At 64.3% G+C, this 20,774-nt stretch carries 20 protein-coding genes; 11 read left to right on the top strand and 9 right to left on the bottom strand.

Going from position 1 to position 20,774, the window contains the following annotated elements; genetic code table 11:
* Positions 1–165: 165 nt before the first annotated feature.
* Together AB7531_RS39135 and AB7531_RS39130 are read right to left on the bottom strand one after the other, a co-directional pair.
* Positions 166–1,422, bottom strand: a complete 1,257-nt coding sequence (locus AB7531_RS39135; protein ID WP_063985761.1) for a M20/M25/M40 family metallo-hydrolase — start codon at positions 1,420–1,422, stop codon at positions 166–168.
* A gap of 86 nt (positions 1,423–1,508) precedes the next feature.
* Entirely contained in the window at positions 1,509–2,378 is an 870-nt protein-coding gene (locus AB7531_RS39130; protein ID WP_063985760.1) for a sigma-70 family RNA polymerase sigma factor, read from the bottom strand.
* A 99-nt stretch (positions 2,379–2,477) separates the two neighbouring features.
* Between AB7531_RS39130 and AB7531_RS39125 the strand changes: the two genes are divergently transcribed.
* Positions 2,478–2,933 (top strand): carboxymuconolactone decarboxylase family protein, encoded by a 456-nt coding sequence (locus AB7531_RS39125; RefSeq protein WP_063986725.1) that lies wholly within the window; start codon positions 2,478–2,480, stop codon positions 2,931–2,933.
* 167 nt (positions 2,934–3,100) lie between these two features.
* On the opposite strand, the gene AB7531_RS39120 is transcribed toward AB7531_RS39125, so the two are convergent.
* Together AB7531_RS39120 and AB7531_RS39115 are read right to left on the bottom strand one after the other, a co-directional pair.
* On the bottom strand, positions 3,101–3,913 hold the full coding sequence (locus tag AB7531_RS39120; RefSeq protein WP_063985759.1) for an alpha/beta fold hydrolase: 813 nt from the start codon (positions 3,911–3,913) through the stop codon (positions 3,101–3,103).
* 2 nt (positions 3,914–3,915) lie between these two features.
* Positions 3,916–4,734, bottom strand: coding sequence for an alpha/beta fold hydrolase (locus AB7531_RS39115; RefSeq protein WP_063985758.1), 819 nt, complete (start codon positions 4,732–4,734; stop codon positions 3,916–3,918).
* Between the two features lie 138 nt (positions 4,735–4,872).
* On the opposite strand from AB7531_RS39115, the gene AB7531_RS39110 reads away from it, so the two are divergent.
* Positions 4,873–5,415 (top strand): methylated-DNA--[protein]-cysteine S-methyltransferase, encoded by a 543-nt coding sequence (locus tag AB7531_RS39110; RefSeq protein WP_063985757.1) that lies wholly within the window; start codon positions 4,873–4,875, stop codon positions 5,413–5,415.
* 173 nt (positions 5,416–5,588) lie between these two features.
* On the opposite strand, the gene AB7531_RS39105 is transcribed toward AB7531_RS39110, so the two are convergent.
* Together AB7531_RS39105 and AB7531_RS39100 are read right to left on the bottom strand one after the other, a co-directional pair.
* A complete protein-coding gene (locus tag AB7531_RS39105) occupies positions 5,589–7,133 on the bottom strand; it encodes an acyl-CoA synthetase (RefSeq protein WP_063985756.1) in 1,545 nt (514 codons plus the stop codon).
* Between the two features lie 177 nt (positions 7,134–7,310).
* Complete coding sequence (locus AB7531_RS39100; protein ID WP_063985755.1) at positions 7,311–8,483, bottom strand: acetyl-CoA C-acetyltransferase; 1,173 nt, start codon at positions 8,481–8,483, stop codon at positions 7,311–7,313.
* Positions 8,484–8,721: 238 nt separating this feature from the next.
* Here AB7531_RS39100 and AB7531_RS39095 point away from each other — a divergent pair, with 238 nt between their 5' ends.
* From AB7531_RS39095 to AB7531_RS39060, 8 genes are all read left to right on the top strand, one after another.
* Positions 8,722–9,300 (top strand): TetR family transcriptional regulator, encoded by a 579-nt coding sequence (locus AB7531_RS39095; protein WP_231143663.1) that lies wholly within the window; start codon positions 8,722–8,724, stop codon positions 9,298–9,300.
* Between the two features lie 55 nt (positions 9,301–9,355).
* The gene (locus tag AB7531_RS39090; protein ID WP_063985753.1) at positions 9,356–10,114 is read left to right on the top strand and encodes an SDR family NAD(P)-dependent oxidoreductase; all 759 of its coding nucleotides are present in this window, start codon (positions 9,356–9,358) and stop codon (positions 10,112–10,114) included.
* 185 nt (positions 10,115–10,299) lie between these two features.
* The gene (locus AB7531_RS39085; protein WP_063985752.1) at positions 10,300–11,106 is read left to right on the top strand and encodes an enoyl-CoA hydratase/isomerase family protein; all 807 of its coding nucleotides are present in this window, start codon (positions 10,300–10,302) and stop codon (positions 11,104–11,106) included.
* A gap of 44 nt (positions 11,107–11,150) precedes the next feature.
* The gene (locus AB7531_RS39080; RefSeq protein WP_063985751.1) at positions 11,151–13,022 is read left to right on the top strand and encodes an AMP-binding protein; all 1,872 of its coding nucleotides are present in this window, start codon (positions 11,151–11,153) and stop codon (positions 13,020–13,022) included.
* 158 nt (positions 13,023–13,180) lie between these two features.
* Positions 13,181–14,308, top strand: coding sequence for an acyl-CoA dehydrogenase family protein (locus AB7531_RS39075; protein ID WP_231143662.1), 1,128 nt, complete (start codon positions 13,181–13,183; stop codon positions 14,306–14,308).
* 119 nt (positions 14,309–14,427) lie between these two features.
* Positions 14,428–15,672: an acyl-CoA dehydrogenase gene (locus AB7531_RS39070; RefSeq protein ID WP_063985749.1), complete on the top strand. Its 1,245-nt coding sequence runs from the start codon at positions 14,428–14,430 to the stop codon at positions 15,670–15,672.
* Positions 15,673–15,795: 123 nt separating this feature from the next.
* Positions 15,796–17,040 carry an acyl-CoA dehydrogenase gene (locus tag AB7531_RS39065; RefSeq protein WP_231143661.1) on the top strand — a complete coding sequence of 415 codons (1,245 nt, stop codon included), beginning with the start codon at positions 15,796–15,798 and terminating at the stop codon, positions 17,038–17,040.
* A 136-nt stretch (positions 17,041–17,176) separates the two neighbouring features.
* Complete coding sequence (locus AB7531_RS39060; RefSeq protein ID WP_063985747.1) at positions 17,177–17,878, top strand: nitroreductase; 702 nt, start codon at positions 17,177–17,179, stop codon at positions 17,876–17,878.
* 97 nt (positions 17,879–17,975) lie between these two features.
* On the opposite strand, the gene AB7531_RS39055 is transcribed toward AB7531_RS39060, so the two are convergent.
* Positions 17,976–18,524 (bottom strand): sigma-70 family RNA polymerase sigma factor, encoded by a 549-nt coding sequence (locus AB7531_RS39055; protein ID WP_014491704.1) that lies wholly within the window; start codon positions 18,522–18,524, stop codon positions 17,976–17,978.
* The gene (locus AB7531_RS39050; protein ID WP_063986724.1) at positions 18,524–18,754 is read right to left on the bottom strand and encodes a NepR family anti-sigma factor; all 231 of its coding nucleotides are present in this window, start codon (positions 18,752–18,754) and stop codon (positions 18,524–18,526) included. The genes AB7531_RS39055 and AB7531_RS39050 overlap by 1 nt, the downstream gene beginning before the upstream one ends.
* Before the next feature lie 221 nt (positions 18,755–18,975).
* On the opposite strand from AB7531_RS39050, the gene AB7531_RS39045 reads away from it, so the two are divergent.
* Positions 18,976–19,782 (top strand): response regulator, encoded by an 807-nt coding sequence (locus AB7531_RS39045; protein ID WP_014491706.1) that lies wholly within the window; start codon positions 18,976–18,978, stop codon positions 19,780–19,782.
* An 82-nt stretch (positions 19,783–19,864) separates the two neighbouring features.
* On the opposite strand, the gene AB7531_RS39040 is transcribed toward AB7531_RS39045, so the two are convergent.
* Entirely contained in the window at positions 19,865–20,734 is an 870-nt protein-coding gene (locus tag AB7531_RS39040; RefSeq protein ID WP_063985746.1) for an energy transducer TonB family protein, read from the bottom strand.
* Positions 20,735–20,774 lie beyond the last annotated feature (40 nt).

The following is a 20,774-nucleotide window of genomic DNA, read 5'->3' as shown; positions in this document are numbered from 1 at the left end:
CAAAAGGGAATACGGAATTCCGTATTCGAAGGTATCGCAGGAGGGGGAGGGCGTCAAGGCGGTCCTCAAGCCGCCGTTTTGGCCTAGCTAAGCCATTGATATCGCTAGGGCCGTCTACTGTGCATGGGGTTGTTTTCGCCGAAATGGCTTGGCCGGCCCCGGCGCCTACTTCTTCTTGCCCTGCTCGATCAGTATCCGGCTCACCAGATAGAGCCGCGGCACGATCGAGTTGGTGTCGATGAACTCGTCCCGGGCGTGATAGCCGAAGCCGGCGAGGCCAAAGCTCTCGACCACGACCGCCTTGCCGCTGCGGTTGGCATAACCGGCATCGGTGGCGCCGCCGGTCATCTCGGCGATGTCGAGCTTGCGGTCGATCTCGGCATAGATCGCCTGCCCCTCCTGCGCGAGCGCGCGGCCGCGATCGCTGGCGACGAAGGGCGGGCGGCCCGCAATGATCGTCACCGTGGTTTCGGTGTCGGGCACGAACTTGTCCTTCACCTTCGCGTCGAGCGCCGCCTGCAATTTGGCGATGCCATCGGGGATGGTCAGGCGGATATCGGCGCCGGCCTCGGCCTTTTCCGGAATCTGGTTGCGCACCGTGCCGGCCTGCGCCGTGGTCCAGTTGAGCTGCGTGCCCGGGATCGACTTGGCGACGTCCTTTGTCTGCTGCAATTGGTGCGCGAGCTCGATCAGCGCGTTACGGCCGAGATCGGGCGCGGCGCCGGCATGCGAGGCGCGGCCCTTCACCTCCATTTTCGCCGTGGCAGTGCCGCTCGCGCCCAGCAGCAGCCCGTCATTCTTGGCGATCGGCGCGGCGACCGTGGGTTCGCAGGAGAGCACGACGTCGTGCTGGTCGGCGAACTCGGCGATGATCTCGCCCGACCCGATCGAGCCGACCTCTTCATCCGGATTGAAGGACACGGTGAGCCTGGCGTAGTCCTGCCAGCCGGCGTCCTTCAGGATCTTGAGCGCATGCAGGACCACGGCGATGCCGCCCTTGTCGTCGGCGATGCCGGGGCCGTAGATGCGGTTACCGTCGACACGGTACGGCTCGCTTGCGAGAATGCCGCGCTGATAGACCGTGTCCATATGCGCGATCAACATCAGCTTTCGCGACCCGGTGCCCTGGAAGGTGGCGATCACCATGTCGGCGCCCGTACCCGCGGTGGTCTTGCGCCGCTCGATGGTGGCGCCCAGCGCCTTCAGGCGCGCTTCGGTGAATTCGGCCATCTTCTTCAGGCCCTCGGCATCGCCGCTGCCGCTTTCGATCATCACCATGTCGTGCAGGGTCTCGATCAGCGGCGCCTTCTCCTGCTCGGCCGCGGCCTTCAGCTTTTCGTCGGCGGCCGCAAGCGCGGTGGTGCTGCCGGCGGCGAGGCCGAGCAGGGACAAGGCGAGCAGGGGAATGAAGCGGGCTGTCATGGAAATCGTCCTTTCGCGTCTTGAGCGCTGGCACCGCGCGATTGGACTTCAGCGTAACATCCGGGCCGTCCGGATGCCACGTCCCGCTAGCGCTCCAGCACCTCCACCTCCATCGTCGCGATCTGGTCCGCATCGGCCACCGCCTCGATCCCCGCGATCCGGTCGCCGTTGAACGTCACGCGCAGCGCGATGCGCAGACGTCCGCCGAAGATGACGGCGACGCCGATCTCGCCATCGACCAGCGCCGTCCGTGCAGCCTGCGCACGGCCCTTGTAGAGCTGTGCGACCGCATCCGCGCCGCGGATCTCCGGCAGCGTGCCGAGCCGCACCGCAGCCTGGTCGGCACGGAACACGACGTCGGGATCGAGCAGGGCCAGCAGGCCCTCGAAATTGCCCTCGCGCGAAGCCCTGAGGAAGGCATCGACGATCGCGCGCTGGTGCGAGATGTCCGCCTCGGGCACCGGCGCCCCCTGGACGCGCCGTCGCGCGCGGCTCGCCAACTGCCGCGAGGCGTCGACCGAGCGTCCCACGATCGGCGCGATCTCCTCGAACGGGACTGCGAACATGTCGTGCAGCACGAAGGCGAGCCGCTCTGCCGGCTGCAATGTCTCGAGCACGACGAGGAGGGCCGCGCCGACGGAATCGGCCATCTCCGCCTCGCGCTCCCGCGTCTCGTCGACCGGCTCGGGCACGTGCGGGCCCATCGGGTCCTCGCGGCGCGATTTGCGCGCGCGCAGCATGTCGAGGCAGATGCGCGCGACCACGGTGGTCAGCCAGCCGCGCAGGTTCGCGACATCGGACGTGTCGTAGCGGCTGACCCGCAGCCAGGCCTCCTGCACGGCATCGTCGACCTCGGCACTGGAACCCAGCATCCGGTAGGCGACCGCGCGCAGATGGTCCCTGCTGGCCTCGAATTGGCGGCTGAGAAAATTTTCTTCGAAGTTTTTCTGGGTCATCGGTCACATTCCCTCATCGCAATCCGTCATGCCCATGACGAAGCCAATCCGGCCGATGTGACCGGAACCGTCCAAATTCTCTAACGGAGACGCAAGATGATGCACGCGCGCATGAACCACCCCGTCATGGTCCTGCCTGAAGCCATGAACCACCTTCAATCCCTCGGCAATTTGACCAAGCAGGGGCTGCCGGAAAAGCTCCTGGAACTGGTGCACCTGCGCGCCAGCCAGATCAACGGCTGCAGCGTCTGCGTCGACATGCATCCGAAGATCGCCCGCAAGCTGGGTGAAACCGACGAGCGCCTGTTCGCCGTCTCGGCCTGGCGCGATGCGCCCTATTTCAGCGACGCCGAACGCGCCGCGCTGGCGCTGACCGAAGCCGTCACGCGCCTTGCCGATCGCGAGGACCCGGTGCCGGATGCGATCTGGAACGAGGCCTCCAAGCATTTTGACGAGCGCGAGCTCGCAACCCTGATCCTCTCGATCGCGACCATCAACGTCTGGAACCGGCTGAATGCGACGATCAAGATGCCGGTCGGCGTTTGGAAGGTGTGAGTTTCTGTGCCCTCTCCCCTTGCGGGAGAGGGCAGCGCCGCTGGGAGACACGAACTCACTTGGGTGAGGGGTATTTCTCCGCAGACTCATTTGCAGATGTGATCTCTCCCACATCCGCCTTCGCCTGAAGGCTTCGGCGGACAAGAGGGGAGAAGGAAAAAAGAAAGCTACTCCGCCAAAAACCTGTTCACCACCTCGCCGAACTCAAGCGGCGCCTGCTCGAACATCCAGTGGCCGGCATTGGGGATCACCGCGGTCTTGCTGCCCGCGATGTGCTCGGCCAGCACGCGCCACATCACCGAGAGGCTGCCGGTGGTTGCACCGCCGCCGATCAGCAGCGTCGGCGTCCTGATCGCCTGCGCATCAGCGAGCGTGTAGGGCCGGCGCTGCTCGTTGATCTGGCCGAGGAAGGTGAGCGTGTTGTCGCGCAGCTGTTGCTTCGCCGCCGCCGGCACGCGCCGCCACGAGCCGTCGCCTTCGATGCCCTCGTAGAAATTCTGCAGCGCGCCGTCGAGATCGCCGGCGCGGATCATCTCGACCGAGCGTATCGTCTTCGCAGCGAGCGGCGGATGCGCGGGCGTGCCTTCGGGCACCGACAGGCTGGCGTCGAGATCGCCGCCCGGCTCGGCCAGCACCAGCTTGCGCAGCAGGTCAGGCCGCGCTTGCGCGACGCGAAACGCGATGTGGCCGCCGCGCGAATGCCCCATCAGGTCGACCGGCCCGGGTTTGACCTGCTCGATGAAGGCGATCGTGTCCGCGACGTGCTGCGCCATCTTGTAATCGTCGCCGATGGCGTCCCAATGCTCGGGAAAGAAATGCCGCAGGCTGACCGAGATCACGCGATGGGACTTCGACAGTGGGCCGAGCACTGAATACCAGGTGCGGAAATCACCTAGCGTGCCATGGACGCAGACCAGCGGCGGGCCGTCCCCGACTTCGAGATAGGCCATGTCGTAACCGTTGACGCGAAAGCTCTGCATGATCAGCTCGCCAGGAAATCCAGAACCAGTTCGGAGTATTTTTGCGGCGCCTGCTCGAACATCGGATGGGTCGCGTTCGGGATGATCGCCGTCTTGGAATAGGGTACGTGCGCGGCCAGCGCATGCAGCACCTTTGGCAGCAGGCCTTTGGTCCGCGCACCCAGGATGAACAGCGTCGGCATCCTGATCGATTCCGCATCCGCCTTCGAGAAGGGCGGACGGTTGTCGCGGACCTGCCCGATCAGGGTATAGGCGTTGTCGCGCAGATTCTGCTTCACCATCGCCGGCAGCCGCGGCCAGGTGCCGGCGCCCTCCAGCGTGTCCACGAAGACGGCAAGGCCGCCGTCGACATCGCCGGCCGCGATCTTCTCGGCCGAGGCCGTGAACCGCGCCAACAGCGGCGAGGGGCCGCCGACGTAATCGGGATCGAGGCTCGCATCGAGCTCGCCGCCGGGTTCGGCCAGGATCAGCCGCCGCAACAGGTCGGGGCGCGCCTGTGCCACGCGGAAGCAGATGTGCCCGCCGCGGGAATGGCCCATCAGATCGACCGGGCCGACGTCGAGCTTCTCGATGAAGGCGATGACGTCCTGGACATGCTGGGCGATCGAATAGGTGTCGCCGACGCCATCCCAGCGGTCCGGGAAGAAGTGCCGCAAGCTGACGGCGATCACCCGATGCCGCTGCGTCAGCGGTCCGAGCACGCAGCCCCAGACGCGGAAGTCATTGAGCGAGCCATGTACACAGACCAGCGGCGGCCGGCTCCTGTCTTCGCCCACGTCGAGATAGGGCATGTCGTATCCGTTGACGTGGAGGCTTTGCATTCGGGGCTCGCGGGAGGGGGCAGGAACTCCTGTGCAAGATTCCCGGAAACCGGGTGGATCGCAACTATTTCCAAGCCTAGATTTAGGCATGGATCACAATGGGGGCATGCGACGAGGGCGCAAGCCAGGAACCAAGCCATGACCGACCAGCATTTTGCCCTGTTCGACACCAGGATCGGCCTCTGTGCCATCGCCTGGGGCCCGCGTGGTATCAACGGCACGCAACTGCCCATGGGCGGCGAGGAGAAGATCCGCACCCGCATCAGCCAGCGCCATGCCGACGCCACCGAGGCCGAGCCGACCGCCGAGGTGCGAGAGGCGATCGACCGCATCACAAAATTGCTCGCGGGCGAGCCGGACGATCTCACCGACATCCCGCTCGATCTCGACGGCGTGCCCGACTTCAACCGCGGCGTCTACGAGATCGCCCGCGCCATCCCGCCCGGCAAGACCATCACCTATGGCGACATCGCCAAGCAGCTCGGCGGCGTCCAGCTGTCGCGCGATGTCGGTCAGGCGCTCGGCCGCAACCCGTGCCCGATCGTCGTGCCCTGCCATCGCGTGCTGGCCGCCGGCAACAAGCCCGGCGGCTTCTCGGCCAATGGCGGCGTGGTGACGAAGCTGAAGATGCTCGAGATCGAAGGCGCGCTGGTGAACCACACGCCGAGTTTGTTTGATTAATCTCCGCTTCACCCTCCCCTGGAGGGGGAGGGTCGATGCGCATGCAGCGAAGCGGAATGCGCAGCGGGGCGGGGTGACAGTCTCTCCGAGTGGAACAGTGCCCGAGTGGAGAGATCACCCCACCCCGTCGCTTCGCGCCGACCCTCCCCCTCCAGGGGAGGGTAAGCAAGTGGCTAAATCTTTGCCGTCGTCTTCGGCCAATACCGGTCGCGCAGATGCCGCTTCACCAGCTTGCCCGTCGGCGTGCGCGGCAGCTCGGCTTCGAAATCGATCGAGCGCGGGCATTTGATCGCCGAGAGACGTGTCTTGCAGTAGGCGATCAGGTCGGCTTCGAGCGCCTTGCCGGCGCGGCTCATGTCGTGTGGCTGCACCACCGCCTTCACCTCTTCGCCCATCTCCTCGTTCGGCACGCCGAACACGGCGACGTCGGCGATATCAGGGTGAGTGATGAGCACGTCCTCGGTCTCCTGCGGGTAGATGTTCACCCCGCCGGAGATGATCATGTAGGACTTGCGGTCGGTGAGGAACAGAAAACCGTCCTTGTCGAGGTAGCCGACGTCGCCAAGCGTCGACCAACCCTTGGCGTTGTAGGCCTTCTTCGTTTTCTCTGGATCGTTGTGATAGGTGAAAACAGGCGCATCGGCGAAATAGACCGTGCCGATCTCGCCCACCGGCTGCTCCTCGTCGTTCTCGTCCAGGATCTTGATCTTGCCGACCACGGCGCGGCCGACGCTGCCGCGATGCTCCAGCCATTGCTGCGAATTGCAGACGGTGACGCCGTTGCCTTCCGAGCCGGCGTAATACTCGATCAGGATCGGTCCCCACCATTCGATCATTTTTGCCTTGACGTCGACAGGGCAGGGGGCAGCGGCGTGGATCGCGCCCTTCAGCGTGGAGACGTTGTACTTGCCGCGAACCTCGTCCGGCAGCTTCAGCATGCGCACGAACATGGTCGGTACAAGCTGTGACTGCGTGACCTTGTACTTCTCGACGAGCTTGAGAAAATCCTCGGCGTCAAAATGCTCCATGATGATGGAGGTGCCGCCCAGCACGATCGCCATCATGTTGAAGCGCAGCGGAGCCGCGTGATAGAGCGGCGCCGGCGAGAGATAGGTGCTCTCCGCATTCATGCCGCACATGTCGGCGCAGAGGACGCGCAGGAAGGCGTTCGGCACGTCGATCTTGTTGCCTTCGAAGGCCCTCTTGATGCCCTTCGGTCGGCCGGTGGTGCCGGACGAATACAGCATGTCGTAGCCGGCGACCTCGTCCGCAATCGGCGTTGTCGGCTGTGCCGACGCTTCCTTGTCGTAGGAGCGGAAGCCGGGCTGGGGTTCGTCGACCATGTAGAAGATCGGCTCGCCTGCGGTCCCCTTGATCAGGGCCCTGATCTGGTCGGCGCATTTCGGCGTGGTGATCACGACCTTGGCGCCGCAATCGCCGATGATGTAGTCGATCTCGTCCTGCTTCAGATAGCGGCTGATGGCGGTGTAATAGAGCCCGCTGCGTTGCGCGGCCCAGCAGATCTCCATGAACGCGAGACGGTTTTCCATCAAGAGCGCGATGTGGTCGCCGGCCTTCAGGCCGAGCGAGCGGAACAGGTTTGCGCCCTGGTTCGAGAGCTCGTCGAGCTCGCGATAGGTGATCGCCTTGCCGGTCCCGGCCATCTGGTAGGCGATCTTGTCGGGCGTGGTTTTGGCGTAGACGGACGGATGGGTCATAAGCGTAGGTCCCAAGGCACACGAGATGTCGTCCCGGCGAAAGCCGGGACCCATAACCACAGGGCGTCGTTTGGCAGAGGATTGTCGTTCGGTACTGCGACCAACCACAATCGATAGATTTCGCGGTATGGGTCCCGGCTTTCGCCGGGACGACACCGTTAGTGTGGCAGCAGCAGCTTACAGCCGCTCCACGATCGTTACATTCGCCATGCCGCCGCCTTCGCACATGGTCTGAAGACCATAGCGCTTGCCGCGCTGGTGCAGGGCGTGGACCAGTGTGGTCATCAACTTGGTGCCGGAGCCGCCGAGCGGATGACCGAGCGCGATGGCGCCGCCATTGACGTTGAGGCGGGCTGGATCGGCGCCGGTGGTCTTGAGCCAGCCGGTCGGCACCGAGGCGAAGGCCTCGTTGACCTCGAACAGGTCGATGTCGTCGATCGTCATGCCGGCCTTCTCCAGCGCGCGCTTGGTGGCGTGCAGCGGAGCATCGAGCATGATGACGGGATCGCCGCCGGTCATGGTCATGTGATGGATGCGCGCCAGCGGCGTGAGGCCGAGCTGCTTGAGGCCGCGCTCGTTCACCACCATGACACCGGAGGCGCCGTCGCAGATCTGGCTGGCGCTCGCCGCCGTCAGCTTGCCGTTCTCGGCAATCAGCTTGACGCCCTTGATGCCGTCGAGCGTGGCGTCGAAGCGGATGCCTTCGTCGATGTGATGGGTGTCCTTGCTGCCGTCGGCGCGGGTGATCTCGAGCGGCACGATCTCCTTCTTGAAGTGGCCGGCTTGCGTCGCTGCGATCGCGCGCTGATGGCTGTTGTAGGAGTATTCGTCGAGATCATTCTTCGACAGGCCGTACTTCTCGGCCATCATCTCCGCGCCGGTGAACTGGCTGAACACGATGTTCGGATATTTGTGCTCGATGCCCGGGCTCTTGTAATTGCCAAAGCCGTTCTTGGCCGGAAGCTGCGAGGACAGGCCCATCGGCACGCGCGTCATCGATTCCACGCCGGCGGCGATCACCACGTCCATCGTGCCGGACATCACGGCTTGCGCGGCGAAGTGCAGCGCCTGCTGCGAGGAGCCGCACTGCCGGTCGATCGAGGTGCCCGGAACGCTCTCCGGCAGCTTCGAGGCCATGATCGCGTTGCGCGCGACGTTGTTGGACTGCTCGCCGACCTGCATCACGCAGCCCATGATCACGTCCTCGACCAGGGCGGGATCGACCTTGGTGCGATCGACCAGTTCGTCCAGCACCTTCGCGGCGAGATCGGCCGGATGCCAGCCGGCGAGGCGGCCCCCCTTGCGCCCGCCCGCGGTACGCGCAGCGGCGACGATGTAAGCCTCGGCCATGTCGGTCTCTCCCTGGATTGTTCTCTATCGAGTTTGGATTGTCGCGGCGGATTTAATGGGCGCGATATCGTTTAGTCAATCGATCAATTAACTCTTGTGATGAGGCGCTGCTTCGGCTTATCTGCGGCCGCTTCAAGCGGCGAGAACAGGGAACTCCGTGACTACCAGCGTACCGAACAGGCTCCCCAGCGGAAAGAATTCCACGGCAGAGAAATTGCTCGTGGCCGCGAGCGAGCTGATGATCGAACGCTCGTCGATCGAGATCTCGCTGTCCGACATCGCCCAGAAGTCGGGCGCCAATGCCGCGCTGGTCAAATATCATTTCGGCAACAAGGACGGCCTCTTGCTGGCGCTGCTCGCGCGCGATGCCGCGACCGAGATGTCAAATCTCGAATATCTGCTGGCGCAACCGATCACATCGACGGCGAAGCTGAAGCTGCACATCGCCGGCATCATCCGCGCCTATTACCGGTTCCCCTACATGAATCGGCTGATTCACTATCTGCTGCATGAGACCAATGCCGGCTCTGCCGACGAAGTCTCAAAGTTCTTCGTCGCGCCGCTGCTGGATTTCCATCGCCGCCTGCTCACTGAGGGCGTCAGCCGCGGCGAGTTCCGTGCCACCGATCCGGTGCTGTTCTACACCAGCCTGATCGGCGCCTGCGATCACCTGTTCTTTGGCCGGCACGCGATGTCTCGCGCGACCGGCGTCGGTCCGGTCACCGATGACGTATGCCGGCAATACATCAAGCACATGGAAACGCTGATTTGCGGTGGCATCCTCACGCAAGCCGAGGAAGCTGCCGCGGCCGGATAATCCGGCCGAGACGTACAAGTCTAGAGAAGAAACGCCCAAGGAAAGGTAGCCTGTCATGGAATTGAAAGACGTAGCCGTTCTCATCACCGGTGGTGGTTCGGGTCTTGGTGAAGCGACCGCGCGCGCCATGGCCGCCAAGGGCGCCAAGATTGGTGTGATCGATCAGAACAAGGACAATGCAGAGAAGGTCGCTACCGAAGTGAAGGGCGTCGCGCTTCATGCCGACGTCACCAGCGAGGAGCAGATCAAGGCAGCAATCGCGAAGGCGGAAGCCGCGCACGGCGTCGCGCGCGTGCTGATGAACTGCGCCGGCATCGGCGGCTCGCAGCGCATCGTCGGCCGCGACGGCATCTATCCGCTCGAAAAGTTTGCGCGCATCATCAACGTCAATCTGATCGGCACCTTCAACTGCCTGCGTCTGTTCGCCGAGCGCCTCGTCACGATCGAGCCCGTCGGAGAAGAGCGCGGCGTCATTATCAACACTGCCTCGGTGGCCGCCTATGAAGGCCAGATTGGCCAGATCGCCTACTCGGCCTCGAAGGGCGGCGTCGTCGGCCTAACGCTGCCGGCCGCGCGCGACCTCGCCAGCCAGAAGATCCGCGTCAACACCATTGCGCCCGGCCTGTTCTTCACGCCGTTGTTGATGGGTCTGAATGAAGAAGCCCGCAAGAGCCTCGGTGCCCAGGTGCCGCATCCCTCGCGCCTCGGCGATGCCAAGGAATACGGCTCGCTCGCGGTGCATATCGTCGAGAACGCGATGCTCAACGGCGAGACCATCCGTCTCGACGGAGCCATCCGTATGGCGCCGCGGTAGTAGATGCGCTCTTCCTTCTCCCCTCGTGGGAGAAGGTGGCGCGAAGCGCCGGATGAGGGGTCTCTATCCGCGGAGACAGACCCCTCACCCCGGCGAGTATGTGGCTAGCGATGTACATGCCCTCTCCCGCAAGGGGAGAGGGCACAATAATCGGCACCGCCAAGACCGGTAAGCAGGAGCGCACCATGTCCCAACCGCTGCTGATCGAGCACAACGACGGCGTCGATACGGTGACGCTCAATCGTCCTGAAAACCTCAATGCCCTCGATCCCGCGCTGATCGATGCGCTCAACGTCTATTTCCAGGGCCTCCAGCGCAACCGCGACACGCGCGTCGTCGTGCTGAAAGGCGCCGGCAAGAATTTTTGCGCCGGCCTCGACCTCAAAGCGGCGATGGCCCGCCGCGCCGGGCAGCAGGAGCCGCCCGGTGTCACCGAGTCGCTCGACTCGCAGCGCCGCATCGCCGACATCGTGATGCTGATGCGGCGTTGTCCGCAGCCGATCATCGCTCTGGTACAGGGCGCGGCGGCCGGCGGCGGGTTCGCGCTGGCGCTTGCCTCCGACATCCGCATCGCGACGAAGTCGGCGCGGATGAACTGCGCCTTCATCAAGCTCGGCCTCGGCGGCTGCGACATCGGCACCAGCTACTTTCTGCCGCGGCTCGTCGGCGTCTCTGTGGCGTCCGAATTGATCCTGACCGGACGTTTCATCGGCGCCGAGCGCGCGCTCGCGGTTGGGCTCGTGTCCGAGGTCGTCGATGAAGATAAGCTCGATGCTGCTGCTGCGCCCTATGTCGATGCGATGATGACGGCGTCGCCCGTGGGACTGCGCCTGTCAAAAGAATGTCTCAACATGAGCGTCGATGCGGGATCGCTGGAAACCGTTATCGCGATAGAGGACCGCAACCAGGTCCTGTGCAGTCGCTCCGAGGAATTTTCGGAAGGCATCAGGGCCTTCCTTGAGAAGCGAAAGCCTGTCTATATCAGGCGCTGAAACGAGAACGATCCGCAAAGGACGATAATTCCGGGAGACGCAAAATGAGTGGAAGTGCGGCGGCCGTGATGACGAAGCCCGCCTTTCGCAAGGTCGAGTGGCTCGCGCGCGACATCGACGTCGAGCGGCGCGACGACGGCACGGTGGTGCTGAAGTCGCGCATTCCGCTGCAAGCCTACGAGACGCATCTTCCGGCCTCGCTGGCGAAATGGGCCAGGCAAGCGCCTGAGCGCATCTGGCTCGCGCAGCGCGGCGGAGCGAACCGCGAATGGCGCAAGGTCTCCTACGGTGAGGCCAAGCGCACCGTGGATGCGCTGACGCAGGCGCTGCTTAATCTCAGGCTCGAGGGACGCCCGGTCACGATCCTCTCCGGCAATTCGATCGAGCACGCGCTGATGACGCAGGCCGCGATGCAGGCGCGCTTGCCAGCAGCGCCGGTGTCGCCGGCCTACTCGCTGATGAGCCATGACCACGTCAAGCTGAAGTATCTGTTCGACCTGATCAAGCCGGCCGTGGTGATGGTGCAGGACGGCCCGACCTTCGAGAAGGCGCTGAACGCACTCGACCTCACCGGCGTCACCGTCGTTCACGTCGCTCGTCCCTGCGACGGCATCACGAGCGTCAGCTTTGCCGAGCTCGCGGCAACGTCCGTGACCGCCGATGTCGAAGCATCGATCGCGAAGATCACGCCGCAGACCGTGGGCAAGCTGTTGTTCACCTCCGGCTCGACCGGCATGCCCAAGGCGGTCATCAACACGCAAGAGATGATGTGCGCCAATGCGGCGATGATGATGCAGGTGCGGCCGCGCGATCCCGGCGGTCCGATCTCGACCATGCTGGACTGGATGCCATGGAACCACACCATGGGCGGCAATGCGGCGTTTCACCCGGTGCTGGTCGACGGTGGCACGCTCTATATCGATGACGGCCGGCCGATGCCGGGCCAGTTCGAGGAGACGCTGCGGAATCTGCGCGAGATCTCGCCGACCTATTACGCCAACGTGCCGGCCGGCTATGCCGCGCTCGCGGCGGCCATGGAGAAGGACGATGCGCTGTGCCGCTCGTTCTTCAAGAACCTGTCGATCATGGCCTATGGCGGCGCGCGGCTGCCCGACGATCTCTATGAGCGCATGCAGGCGCTCGCGGTGAAGACGACCGGCGAGCGCATCGTGTTCTACACCGGCTGGGGCTCGACCGAGACGGCGCCGACCTCGACCGGCACCTATTGGGACACCGAGCGCGTCGGCCTGATCGGCCTGCCGTTCCCCGGCGTCGAATTGAAGATGGTGCCGTGCGGCTCAAAATACGAGCTGCGCCTGCGCGGCGTCAACGTCACGCCCGGCTATTTCGGCCAGCCGGACCTGACGAAGAAGATGTTCGACGAGGAAGGTTTTTACTGCATCGGCGATGCCGGCATCTTCGTCGACGATGCCGATCCGGTGAAGGGCATCATCTTCGCCGGCCGCGTCGTAGAGGACTTCAAGCTCACCACCGGCACCTTCGTCCATGTCGGATCGCTCCGCACTGACGCGATCGCCGCGGCGACGCCCGTTGTGCATGACGCGCTGGTTGCCGGGCAGGATCAATGCTCGATCGGTCTGCTGGCATGGCCGAACCTGCACGCCTGTCGCCAGCTCGTCGGCAATCTCGAGCTGAGCTTCGAGGACGCGGTGAAACATCCCGAGGTGATCGCCTGCTTCAGACGTGGCCTCGAAGCACACAACACGGAGTGTGGCGGCGCCAGCAGCCGCGCTATCGCGCGCGCAATGCTGATGGCCGAGCCGCCCTCCATCGACGGCAATGAACTCACCGACAAGGGCTACATCAACCAGCGCGCCGGCCTGGAGCGCCGTGCGGCGCTGGTGAAGCGGCTCTATGCGGACAAGCCTGATCAGGATGTGATCGTGCTGCGATGAATGCGCAACTCTCTCAACTCGTCATTCCGGGATGGCCCGAAGGGCCAGGCCCGGAATCCATAACCCCGGCTGGTGGATATGGATTCCGGGCTCGCGCTCCGCGCGCCCCGGAATGACGGCGCAAATAAATGACAACGAATAAATAAGGGTAGCCCGCCATGAACTTCGATTTCTCCGACGACCAGAAACAGCTCCGCGACCAGGCGCGCAAATTCCTCACCGAAAAATGCTCGCCGAAGGCGGTGCGCGTCGTGCTCGACGGCAAGGCGCCCTACGACAAGGACCTCTGGAAAGGCCTCGCCGAGATGGGCTTTCTCGGTGTCGCGATCCCAGAGGAGTTCGGTGGCGCTGGCGCGGGCCATCTCGAGCTCTGCGTGATCGCGGAGGAGATGGGCCGGGCGAATGCGCCGGTGCCGTTCTCCTCGACAGTGTATCTTGCCGCCGAAGCGCTGCTGATCGCGGGCAGTGATGCCCAGAAGAAGAAATGGCTGCCGGCGATTGCCTCGGGCGAGGCGATCGGCACGCTGGCGCTGTTCGAGGGCAAGGGCAATCCGTCGCCGAAGAACGTCAAGCTCACCGCTGCGAATGGCGTGCTCAACGGCGTGAAGAAGCCGGTCGCGGATGGTGCGATCGCCGACTTCGCTGTCGTCGCCGCGCGCACCGGATCGGGCGGTCGCGACGGCGACATCTCGCTGTTCCTCGTCGACCTCAAGGCCGGTGGCGTCGAGGTGAAGAGCCTCACCAATCTCGATCCGACCCGCGGACAGGCCGAGATCACGTTTAAGGATTGCAAGGCCGAGCCGCTGGGAGCTGCGGGTGAAGGCTGGAGCATTTTGACCCAGGTGCTCGATCGCGCGGCGGTGCTGTGCGCATTCGAGCAGGTCGGCGGCTCCGACCGCGCGCTCGAAATGGGCCGCGACTACGCGCTCGACCGCATCGCCTTCGGCCGCCAGATCGGCTCGTTCCAGGCGGTCAAGCACATGCTCGCGGACATGTATGTGTCGGCGACGCTGGCGCGCTCCAACAGCTATTACGGCGCCTGGGCGCTCTCGACCAACGCGGCCGAGCTGCCGGAAGCCGCCGCCGCCGCGCGCATCAGCGCGACGCAGGCGTTCCAGCATTGCGCCAAGAACAACATCCAGGTTCACGGCGGTATGGGATTCACCTGGGAGTTCGACTGTCACATGTACTACCGCCGCGCCAACGCCATGGCGCTCGGGCTCGGCAGCCTGTCCTATTGGGAAGACCAGTTGATCGACCGCATGCGCAAGAAGAACGCGGCGTAACGACAGGTGATTTGTAGGATGGGTAGAGCGTAGCGAAACCCATCATGACGCGGGTGGTCTGACAGATGGGTTTCGCTTCGCTCTACCCATCCTACGACGCCGGCGAAGGATGACAGACCATGAATTTCGACGACACCCCGCAGGAAGCCGAATTCCGCGCCACCGCCCGCGCCTGGATCGGCGCGAACGCGCCCAGGCAGTACGAGGAAGAGCTGCGCAAATCCTCGCTCGGCCGCACCCAGCTCAAGAACGCCAATATTCTCGAGGTCGCCAAGGCCTGGCAGAAGAAGAAGGCCGATGCCGGCTGGGCCTGCCTGCACTGGCCGAAGGAGTATGGCGGGCGCGGCTCGTCGCCGATCGAGCGCGTGATCTGGCAGCAGGAAGAGGGGCCGTTCGGCCAGCTGTCCCGCATGTTCATCATCGGCCATGGCATGTGCGGGCCGACCATGATGGCGTTCGCCCGCGAGGAGCATAAGCGCACGTACCTCCCGCCGCTCGCATCCGGCGAAAAGGTCTGGTGCCAGCTGTTCTCCGAGCCGGCCGGCGGCTCCGACGTCGCGGGCCTGCACACGCGCGCGGAAAAGGACGGCGACGACTGGGTCATCAACGGCCAGAAGATCTGGACGTCGGGCGCGCATTATTCCGACTATGGCATCCTGCTGACCCGCACCGATCCGACCGTGCCCAAGCACAAGGGCCTCACCATGTTCTTCCTGGACATGAAGAGCCCGGGCGTCGAGGTGCGGCCGATCAAGCAGGCGAGCGGTGCATCCGACTTCAACGAGGTCTATTTCACCAATGTCCGTATTCCCGACCATCAGCGCCTCGGCGAGGTCGGTGACGGCTGGAACGTCTCGCTGACCACGCTGATGAACGAGCGCAGCGCGATCGGCGCGGCCGTCTCGACCGGCTTCCCGGAGCTGTTCGAATATTGCTCCAGCCTGATGCTCGACGACGGCCCGGCGATCGAGGATCGCGCTGTACGCTCGAAGCTCGCGAACTGGGCGGTGAAGGCGAGCGGGCTGAAGTACACCAGCATGCGCGCGATCTCGGCGCTGTCGAAGGGCGAGCGCCCGGGTCCGGAGAATTCCATCGGCAAGCTGGTGGCGGGCTCGATGATCCAGGACGTCGCGACCTACGCGCTGGACCTGCAGGGTGCGAACGGCGTGATCAGCGGCGAGGATGGCGAACTCGCCGGCCGTTTCCAGGCGATGCTCTTGCGCGCGCCGGGCACGCGCGTCGAAGGCGGCACCGACGAGATCATGCGCAACATCATCGCCGAGCGGGTGCTGGGCCTGCCCGGCGATATCAGGGTCGACAAGGACGTGCCGTTCAACAAGATCCCGACGAAGGGAAGAGGCTAGAGTCGTAGGGTGGGCAAAGGCGCGTAGCGCCGTGCCCACCAATTCTGTCGAGAACGAGGGAAGGTGGTGGGCACGCTTCGCTTTGCCCACCCTACGCACCGAGCAAGAATTGAGAGGTTCGCCATGAATTTCGACGACACCCCGCAGGAAGCCGCTTTCCGCGAGACCGCGCGCAAATGGGTCGAGGCCAATGCGCCGAGGGAGTTGCATGCCGAGCTGTCAAAATCCTCGCTCGGCCGCATCCGGCTGGCCAATCATGACATCGTCGATGTCGGCAAGGCCTGGCAGAAGAAGAAGTTCGAAGGCAATTGGGCCTGCCTGCACTGGCCGAAGGAATATGGCGGCCGCGACGCCACGCCGATCGAGAAGGTGATCTGGCAGCAGGAGGAGGGCGTCTACGGCAAGCTGACGCAACCGTTCCAGATCGGCGAGGGCATGTGCGGCCCGACCGTGATGGCTTTTGGCAGCGAGGACGCCAAGCGCCGCCATCTGCCGAAGCTCGCCTCCGGCGAGGAGATCTGGTGCCAGCTGTTTTCCGAGCCGTCCGCCGGCTCCGACGTCGCGGGGCTGCGCACCCGCGCGGAGAAGAAGGGCGACAATTGGGTCGTCAACGGCCAGAAGATCTGGACCTCCGGCGCGCATTATTCCGACTTCGGTCTGTTGATCGCGCGGACCGATCCGAACGTGCCCAAGCACAAGGGCCTCACCATGTTCTTCCTGGACATGAAGAGCCCGGGCGTCGAGGTTCGCCCGATCAAGCAGGCCAACGGCATGCAGGAGTTCAACGAGGTCTATTTCACCGATGTGGTGATCCCCGACAGCCAGCGCCTCGGCGCCGTCGGCGAGGGCTGGAGCGTGTCACTGACGACGCTGATGAACGAGCGGATGTCGATCGGCTCGCGGCTTGCGACCGGCGTCCCTGAAATGTTCGAGTTCTGCTCCAATCTGATGCTCGAGGACGGGCTCGCCATCGACGATCCCGCCGTGCGCTCGAAGCTCGCGAGCTGGGCGGTGAAGTCGAGCGGGCTGAAATACACCAGCTACCGCGCGATCTCGGCGCTCTCGAAGGGCGATCGGCCGGGGCCGGAGAATTCGATCGGCAAGTTGGTGTCGGGCATGATGCTCCAGGACATCGCGACCTACGCCATGGACCTCCAGGGCGCGGCCGGTGTTCTCACCGGCACCGACGAGGAGACGGTGCAGGGGCAGTTCCAGCAGATGCTGCTGTCCTCGCCCTCGATGCGCATCGCTGGCGGCACCGACGAGATCTTGCGCAACATCATCGCCGAGCGCGTGCTGGGATTGCCGGGCGACATTCGCGTCGACAAGGACGTGCCGTATAACAAGATCCCGACCAAGGGTCGGTGATCCAGCCTCTCGCTGTATCGCGTAGGGTGGGCAAAGCGAAGCGTGCCCACCATATGCAGATGCGCCGGGGTAAGTCTGTCGGTGGGCACGGCGCTATCGCGCCTTTGCCCACCCTACGAGGAGCGCGAGCTAATTCATGGATGCAAAAGTGAGCCAGACCCAGGACCGCATCGGCGTGCTCGAAGAGCTCCTCAACGAGCGCTACTCCGTCCGCGCCTTCTTGGCCAAGGAGGTCGACCGCGCGACCATCGAGCATGTGCTGACCACCGCGCAGCGCACCGCGTCCTGGTGCAACAGCCAGCCCTGGCAGGTCATCATCGCCAGTGGCGCGGCCAAGGAGCGCTTCCGCCAGGCGATCTACAAGGAAGCGTCGGGCGGATTGGGTGACGATTACGATTTCACGCCACCTCGCGAGTATGCCGGCGTCTATCTCGAACGCCGCCGCGAGAGCGGCTTTCAGCTCTACAACACGCTCGGCATCGCCCGCGGCGACAAGATGGCTTACGCAAAACAGGCGCTGGAGAATTACAATTTCTTCGGTGCGCCGCATGTCGCGATCATTCACACCGACGAGCCGCTCGGCATCTACGGTGCGATCGATTGCGGCGCTTATGTCTCGAATTTCATGCTGGCCGCGCAGGCGCTCGGGCTCGGCACCATTCCGCAGGCGGCGCTCGCGCGCCATTCCGGGCTGATCCGCCGCCACTTCAATCTGCCCGACGACCGCCGCGTCGTCTGCGGCATCTCGTTCGGCTATGCCGACGACGCCCACAAGGTCAACAGCTACCGCACCTCGCGCGCGAGCGTCGCCGACACCGCCACGTTCGCGGACGAATGATCCCGTCTCGCGCGCGCCATCCGGCTTTCACACACGCGCAAAGGCGGCCGCAGAAACGGCCGCCTTCACATTCGTCTCGGTCCGGTTGACGCGGCCGCTATCCGCCGCTGCCGCCGATCACGGCGCGCACGGTCTCGTCGGGCCCGAAGTCCTCGGCGCCATCGACATAAAGCAGCGCAGCGAGCTTCGAGCGCGCGCGATTGACGCGGCTCTTGATCGTGCCGACGGCACAGCCGCAGATCGAAGCTGCGTCCTCATAGGAGAAGCCGGAGGCGCCGACCAGGATCAAGGCCTCGCGCTGGTCCTGCGGAAGCTTCTCGAGCGCGCCGCGGAACTCCTCGAACTCGAGATGCGCGTTCTGCGACGGCTGCGTCTTCAGCGTCTTGGCATAGTTGCCCTCGGCATCCTCCACCTCCCGCCGCCGCTTGCGATAGTCGGAGCGGAACAGATTGCGAAGGATCGTGAACAGCCACGCCGGCAGGTTGGAGCCGGGCTGGAACGAGTCGATGTTGGCGAGCGCACGCAGAAGCGTTTCCTGCACCAGATCGTCGGCGCGGTCGGCATTGCCGCTCAGCGAGATCGCGAACGCGCGCAGACTTGGCACGGCCGCGAGGATGTCGTCACGAAGGGAGTCCGTGAGAGGCATTAATCCCTCCCATTGTTGTCGTTGGAGCCCCTGTCAGGTTCCACTTGGGGTGCGCCTCCGGGCGCATCAAGCTTCTTGATCAGTTCCGCGAACCGGTCCGGAACCCCCTGCCGCACCACGTCGTCGTACATGGCGCGCAGCTGGTGGCCGATCCGGGACTGAATCTCCGGAGTGAGGCCTCCCTTGCCGGGGGTCGTGCTTTTGCTGGCTTGAGACTTGAGATCTTTCATGACCTGTTCCACGTTTCCCCGAGTTAAGTAACTGTAAAATCGAGAAGTTCTCTCAACCGGGAGCCGTTCCCTGAATAGGCACAATTCCAGGTTCGACAAAAAGTTCCCAGATAAGCGGAACTTTTCTTGGCGTGAGGCGTAGACAGCCCAGCAGGGGAACCCGGGCCTCCCCGCTTGTTGCCTGGTTCGTCAAGGTTGGCCCGAAGATGAATGGAGTGGGGATGTCCCGTTCGCAGCTTGTTGCTGAACACTTGCCGTTGTTGCGCCGGTACGCGCGCGCCCTGACGGGCAGCCAGGCCTCCGGTGACGCCTATGTCGCAGCCATGTTGGAAGCGATGCTCGGAGATCCGTCCGTGCTCGACGAGAGCCACGGTCCGCGCGCCGGCCTGTTCCGGCTGTTCACCCAGATATGGAATTCGGTCTCCGTCAACGACGATGCCGAGGTAACGACCTTGCCGATGCCGCCGGAGCGGCGGCTGTCGAACATCACGCCGCTGCCGCGGCAGGCATTCCTGCTGCTCTCGCTCGAAGGATTCTCGGAAGAGGAAGTCGGCTACATCCTCGGCACCGACGTCGCCGAGACGCGGCGGCTTGCCGATGCCGCGGGACGCGAGATGGCGGCCGAGATTGCGACCGACGTGCTGATCATCGAGGACGAGACCTTCATCGCCATGGACCTCGAGAGCCTGGTGAAGAATCTCGGTCACAATGTCGTTGGTGTCGCGCGCACCCATGCCGATGCGGTGGCGCTGGCCAAGAACAAGCGGCCGGGCCTGATCCTCGCCGACATCCAGCTTGCCGACGGCTCGTCGGGCCTGGACGCCGTCAACGAGCTGCTCCGCACCTTCGAGGTGCCGGTGGTATTCATCACCGCCTATCCGGAGCGCTTCCTGACCGGCGAGCGCCCCGAGCCGGCGTTCCTGATCTCAAAGCCGTTCCAGCCCGCGATGGTGTCGGCGGTGGCGAGCCAGGCGCTGTTCTTCCAGCGCAATTCGCGCAACCGCGCGCCGAAGGCGCCGGCGGCGTAAGCAAGCCTCTATCGGACTAAGGAGACGGCGCGTCGCAAGGCGCGCCGTTTTTGCATCTGGCAGAGAGTTGTTCTGCTCTGCTTCAGCAGCCGCGGCAGATGCTGCGAAGCATGGAATTCAGCTTGGTATCGTCTGGCCCAGGGGACTTCGCATTCAGCCTGGCCTGGTCCTCGATCCAGGATTTGAGCAATTTTTCTCGTTCCGGCGACGGCCCTGGGTTTAGCCGCGTTCCGTCGAAGCTCATGAGGACGGTCACTCTCTGCAGGTCGTCCTTCGCCTCAGCGGGCGGTTTCGGGAATGGCACGGATCGCTCGACCATGGCGAGCGTTGCGGCATCTAGCGGCGCGAAGCCTGTGCTTTCTACCAGCACGTTCGAGATCAATTTGCCTGAACGATCGACCACGAACGTGACGCCGGTATCGCCCCTCTGACCGATCGCCTCCGGAGGAAATGCCCTGTGGCGCCAGACGTGTTGGGTGACCGTCTTGCGCCAGGCGGCCATGGGATCGGCCTCCGTGGAGGCGGGATCCGTGGAGGCGGGATCCGGCCTGCTCAGCACGACCCCTAAGGGCGGCACCTGAAATTGACGGCCGCTGAAGACAATCTGCACCGTGAAAGGGAACGAGTCCTCCTTGAGCTCCGAAGGTGGCGCCGGAAACGGTTCGGCGCGGGCGATGATCGCCAGCGCAGCATCGTCGAGCGACCGCGAGCCGGCGCTTTCAGCCAACGCCCGCGAGATCAACGTGCCCGACCGGTCGATGACGAATGTGACTCTGGCCTTGCCGGTTTGCCCCCGTGCTCCAACTGGAAAGAACCTGTTGCTTGCAATATGTGCCGACAGCCCCGCCTTCCAGGCTTTGACGGTCTCGCTCTGCGGTTCAGTCTGCGCATGTGCGGGGAACGCCGCCAACAATCCGAGAAGCGCGGCCAACAAGGGGAATTTCGTCTGCATCGGTGCGGATACTAATCGCGGTCAGGTTGATTGCAAGGCT

This window comes from Bradyrhizobium sp. 63_E2_N1_3 (assembly GCF_052076005.1).
Taxonomy (GTDB): domain Bacteria; phylum Pseudomonadota; class Alphaproteobacteria; order Rhizobiales; family Xanthobacteraceae; genus Bradyrhizobium; species Bradyrhizobium barranii.
The sequence above is the reverse complement of the archived record's forward strand: the minus strand, read 5'-3'. Positions and strand labels throughout refer to the sequence as shown.

Excerpts from the sequence above, each read along its gene's own strand:
- AB7531_RS39135 (WP_063985761.1), bottom strand. The coding sequence starts at position 1,422 with ATGACAGCCCGCTTCATTCCCCTGCTCGCCTTGTCCCTGCTCGGCCTC.
- AB7531_RS39130 (WP_063985760.1), bottom strand. The coding sequence starts at position 2,378 with ATGACCCAGAAAAACTTCGAAGAAAATTTTCTCAGCCGCCAATTCGAG.
- AB7531_RS39125 (WP_063986725.1), top strand. The coding sequence starts at position 2,478 with ATGCACGCGCGCATGAACCACCCCGTCATGGTCCTGCCTGAAGCCATG.
- AB7531_RS39120 (WP_063985759.1), bottom strand. The coding sequence starts at position 3,913 with ATGCAGAGCTTTCGCGTCAACGGTTACGACATGGCCTATCTCGAAGTC.
- AB7531_RS39115 (WP_063985758.1), bottom strand. The coding sequence starts at position 4,734 with ATGCAAAGCCTCCACGTCAACGGATACGACATGCCCTATCTCGACGTG.
- AB7531_RS39110 (WP_063985757.1), top strand. The coding sequence starts at position 4,873 with ATGACCGACCAGCATTTTGCCCTGTTCGACACCAGGATCGGCCTCTGT.
- AB7531_RS39105 (WP_063985756.1), bottom strand. The coding sequence starts at position 7,133 with ATGACCCATCCGTCCGTCTACGCCAAAACCACGCCCGACAAGATCGCC.
- AB7531_RS39100 (WP_063985755.1), bottom strand. The coding sequence starts at position 8,483 with ATGGCCGAGGCTTACATCGTCGCCGCTGCGCGTACCGCGGGCGGGCGC.
- AB7531_RS39095 (WP_231143663.1), top strand. The coding sequence starts at position 8,722 with ATGATCGAACGCTCGTCGATCGAGATCTCGCTGTCCGACATCGCCCAG.
- AB7531_RS39090 (WP_063985753.1), top strand. The coding sequence starts at position 9,356 with ATGGAATTGAAAGACGTAGCCGTTCTCATCACCGGTGGTGGTTCGGGT.
- AB7531_RS39085 (WP_063985752.1), top strand. The coding sequence starts at position 10,300 with ATGTCCCAACCGCTGCTGATCGAGCACAACGACGGCGTCGATACGGTG.
- AB7531_RS39080 (WP_063985751.1), top strand. The coding sequence starts at position 11,151 with ATGAGTGGAAGTGCGGCGGCCGTGATGACGAAGCCCGCCTTTCGCAAG.
- AB7531_RS39075 (WP_231143662.1), top strand. The coding sequence starts at position 13,181 with ATGAACTTCGATTTCTCCGACGACCAGAAACAGCTCCGCGACCAGGCG.
- AB7531_RS39070 (WP_063985749.1), top strand. The coding sequence starts at position 14,428 with ATGAATTTCGACGACACCCCGCAGGAAGCCGAATTCCGCGCCACCGCC.
- AB7531_RS39065 (WP_231143661.1), top strand. The coding sequence starts at position 15,796 with ATGAATTTCGACGACACCCCGCAGGAAGCCGCTTTCCGCGAGACCGCG.
- AB7531_RS39060 (WP_063985747.1), top strand. The coding sequence starts at position 17,177 with ATGGATGCAAAAGTGAGCCAGACCCAGGACCGCATCGGCGTGCTCGAA.
- AB7531_RS39055 (WP_014491704.1), bottom strand. The coding sequence starts at position 18,524 with ATGCCTCTCACGGACTCCCTTCGTGACGACATCCTCGCGGCCGTGCCA.
- AB7531_RS39050 (WP_063986724.1), bottom strand. The coding sequence starts at position 18,754 with ATGAAAGATCTCAAGTCTCAAGCCAGCAAAAGCACGACCCCCGGCAAG.
- AB7531_RS39045 (WP_014491706.1), top strand. The coding sequence starts at position 18,976 with ATGTCCCGTTCGCAGCTTGTTGCTGAACACTTGCCGTTGTTGCGCCGG.
- AB7531_RS39040 (WP_063985746.1), bottom strand. The coding sequence starts at position 20,734 with ATGCAGACGAAATTCCCCTTGTTGGCCGCGCTTCTCGGATTGTTGGCG.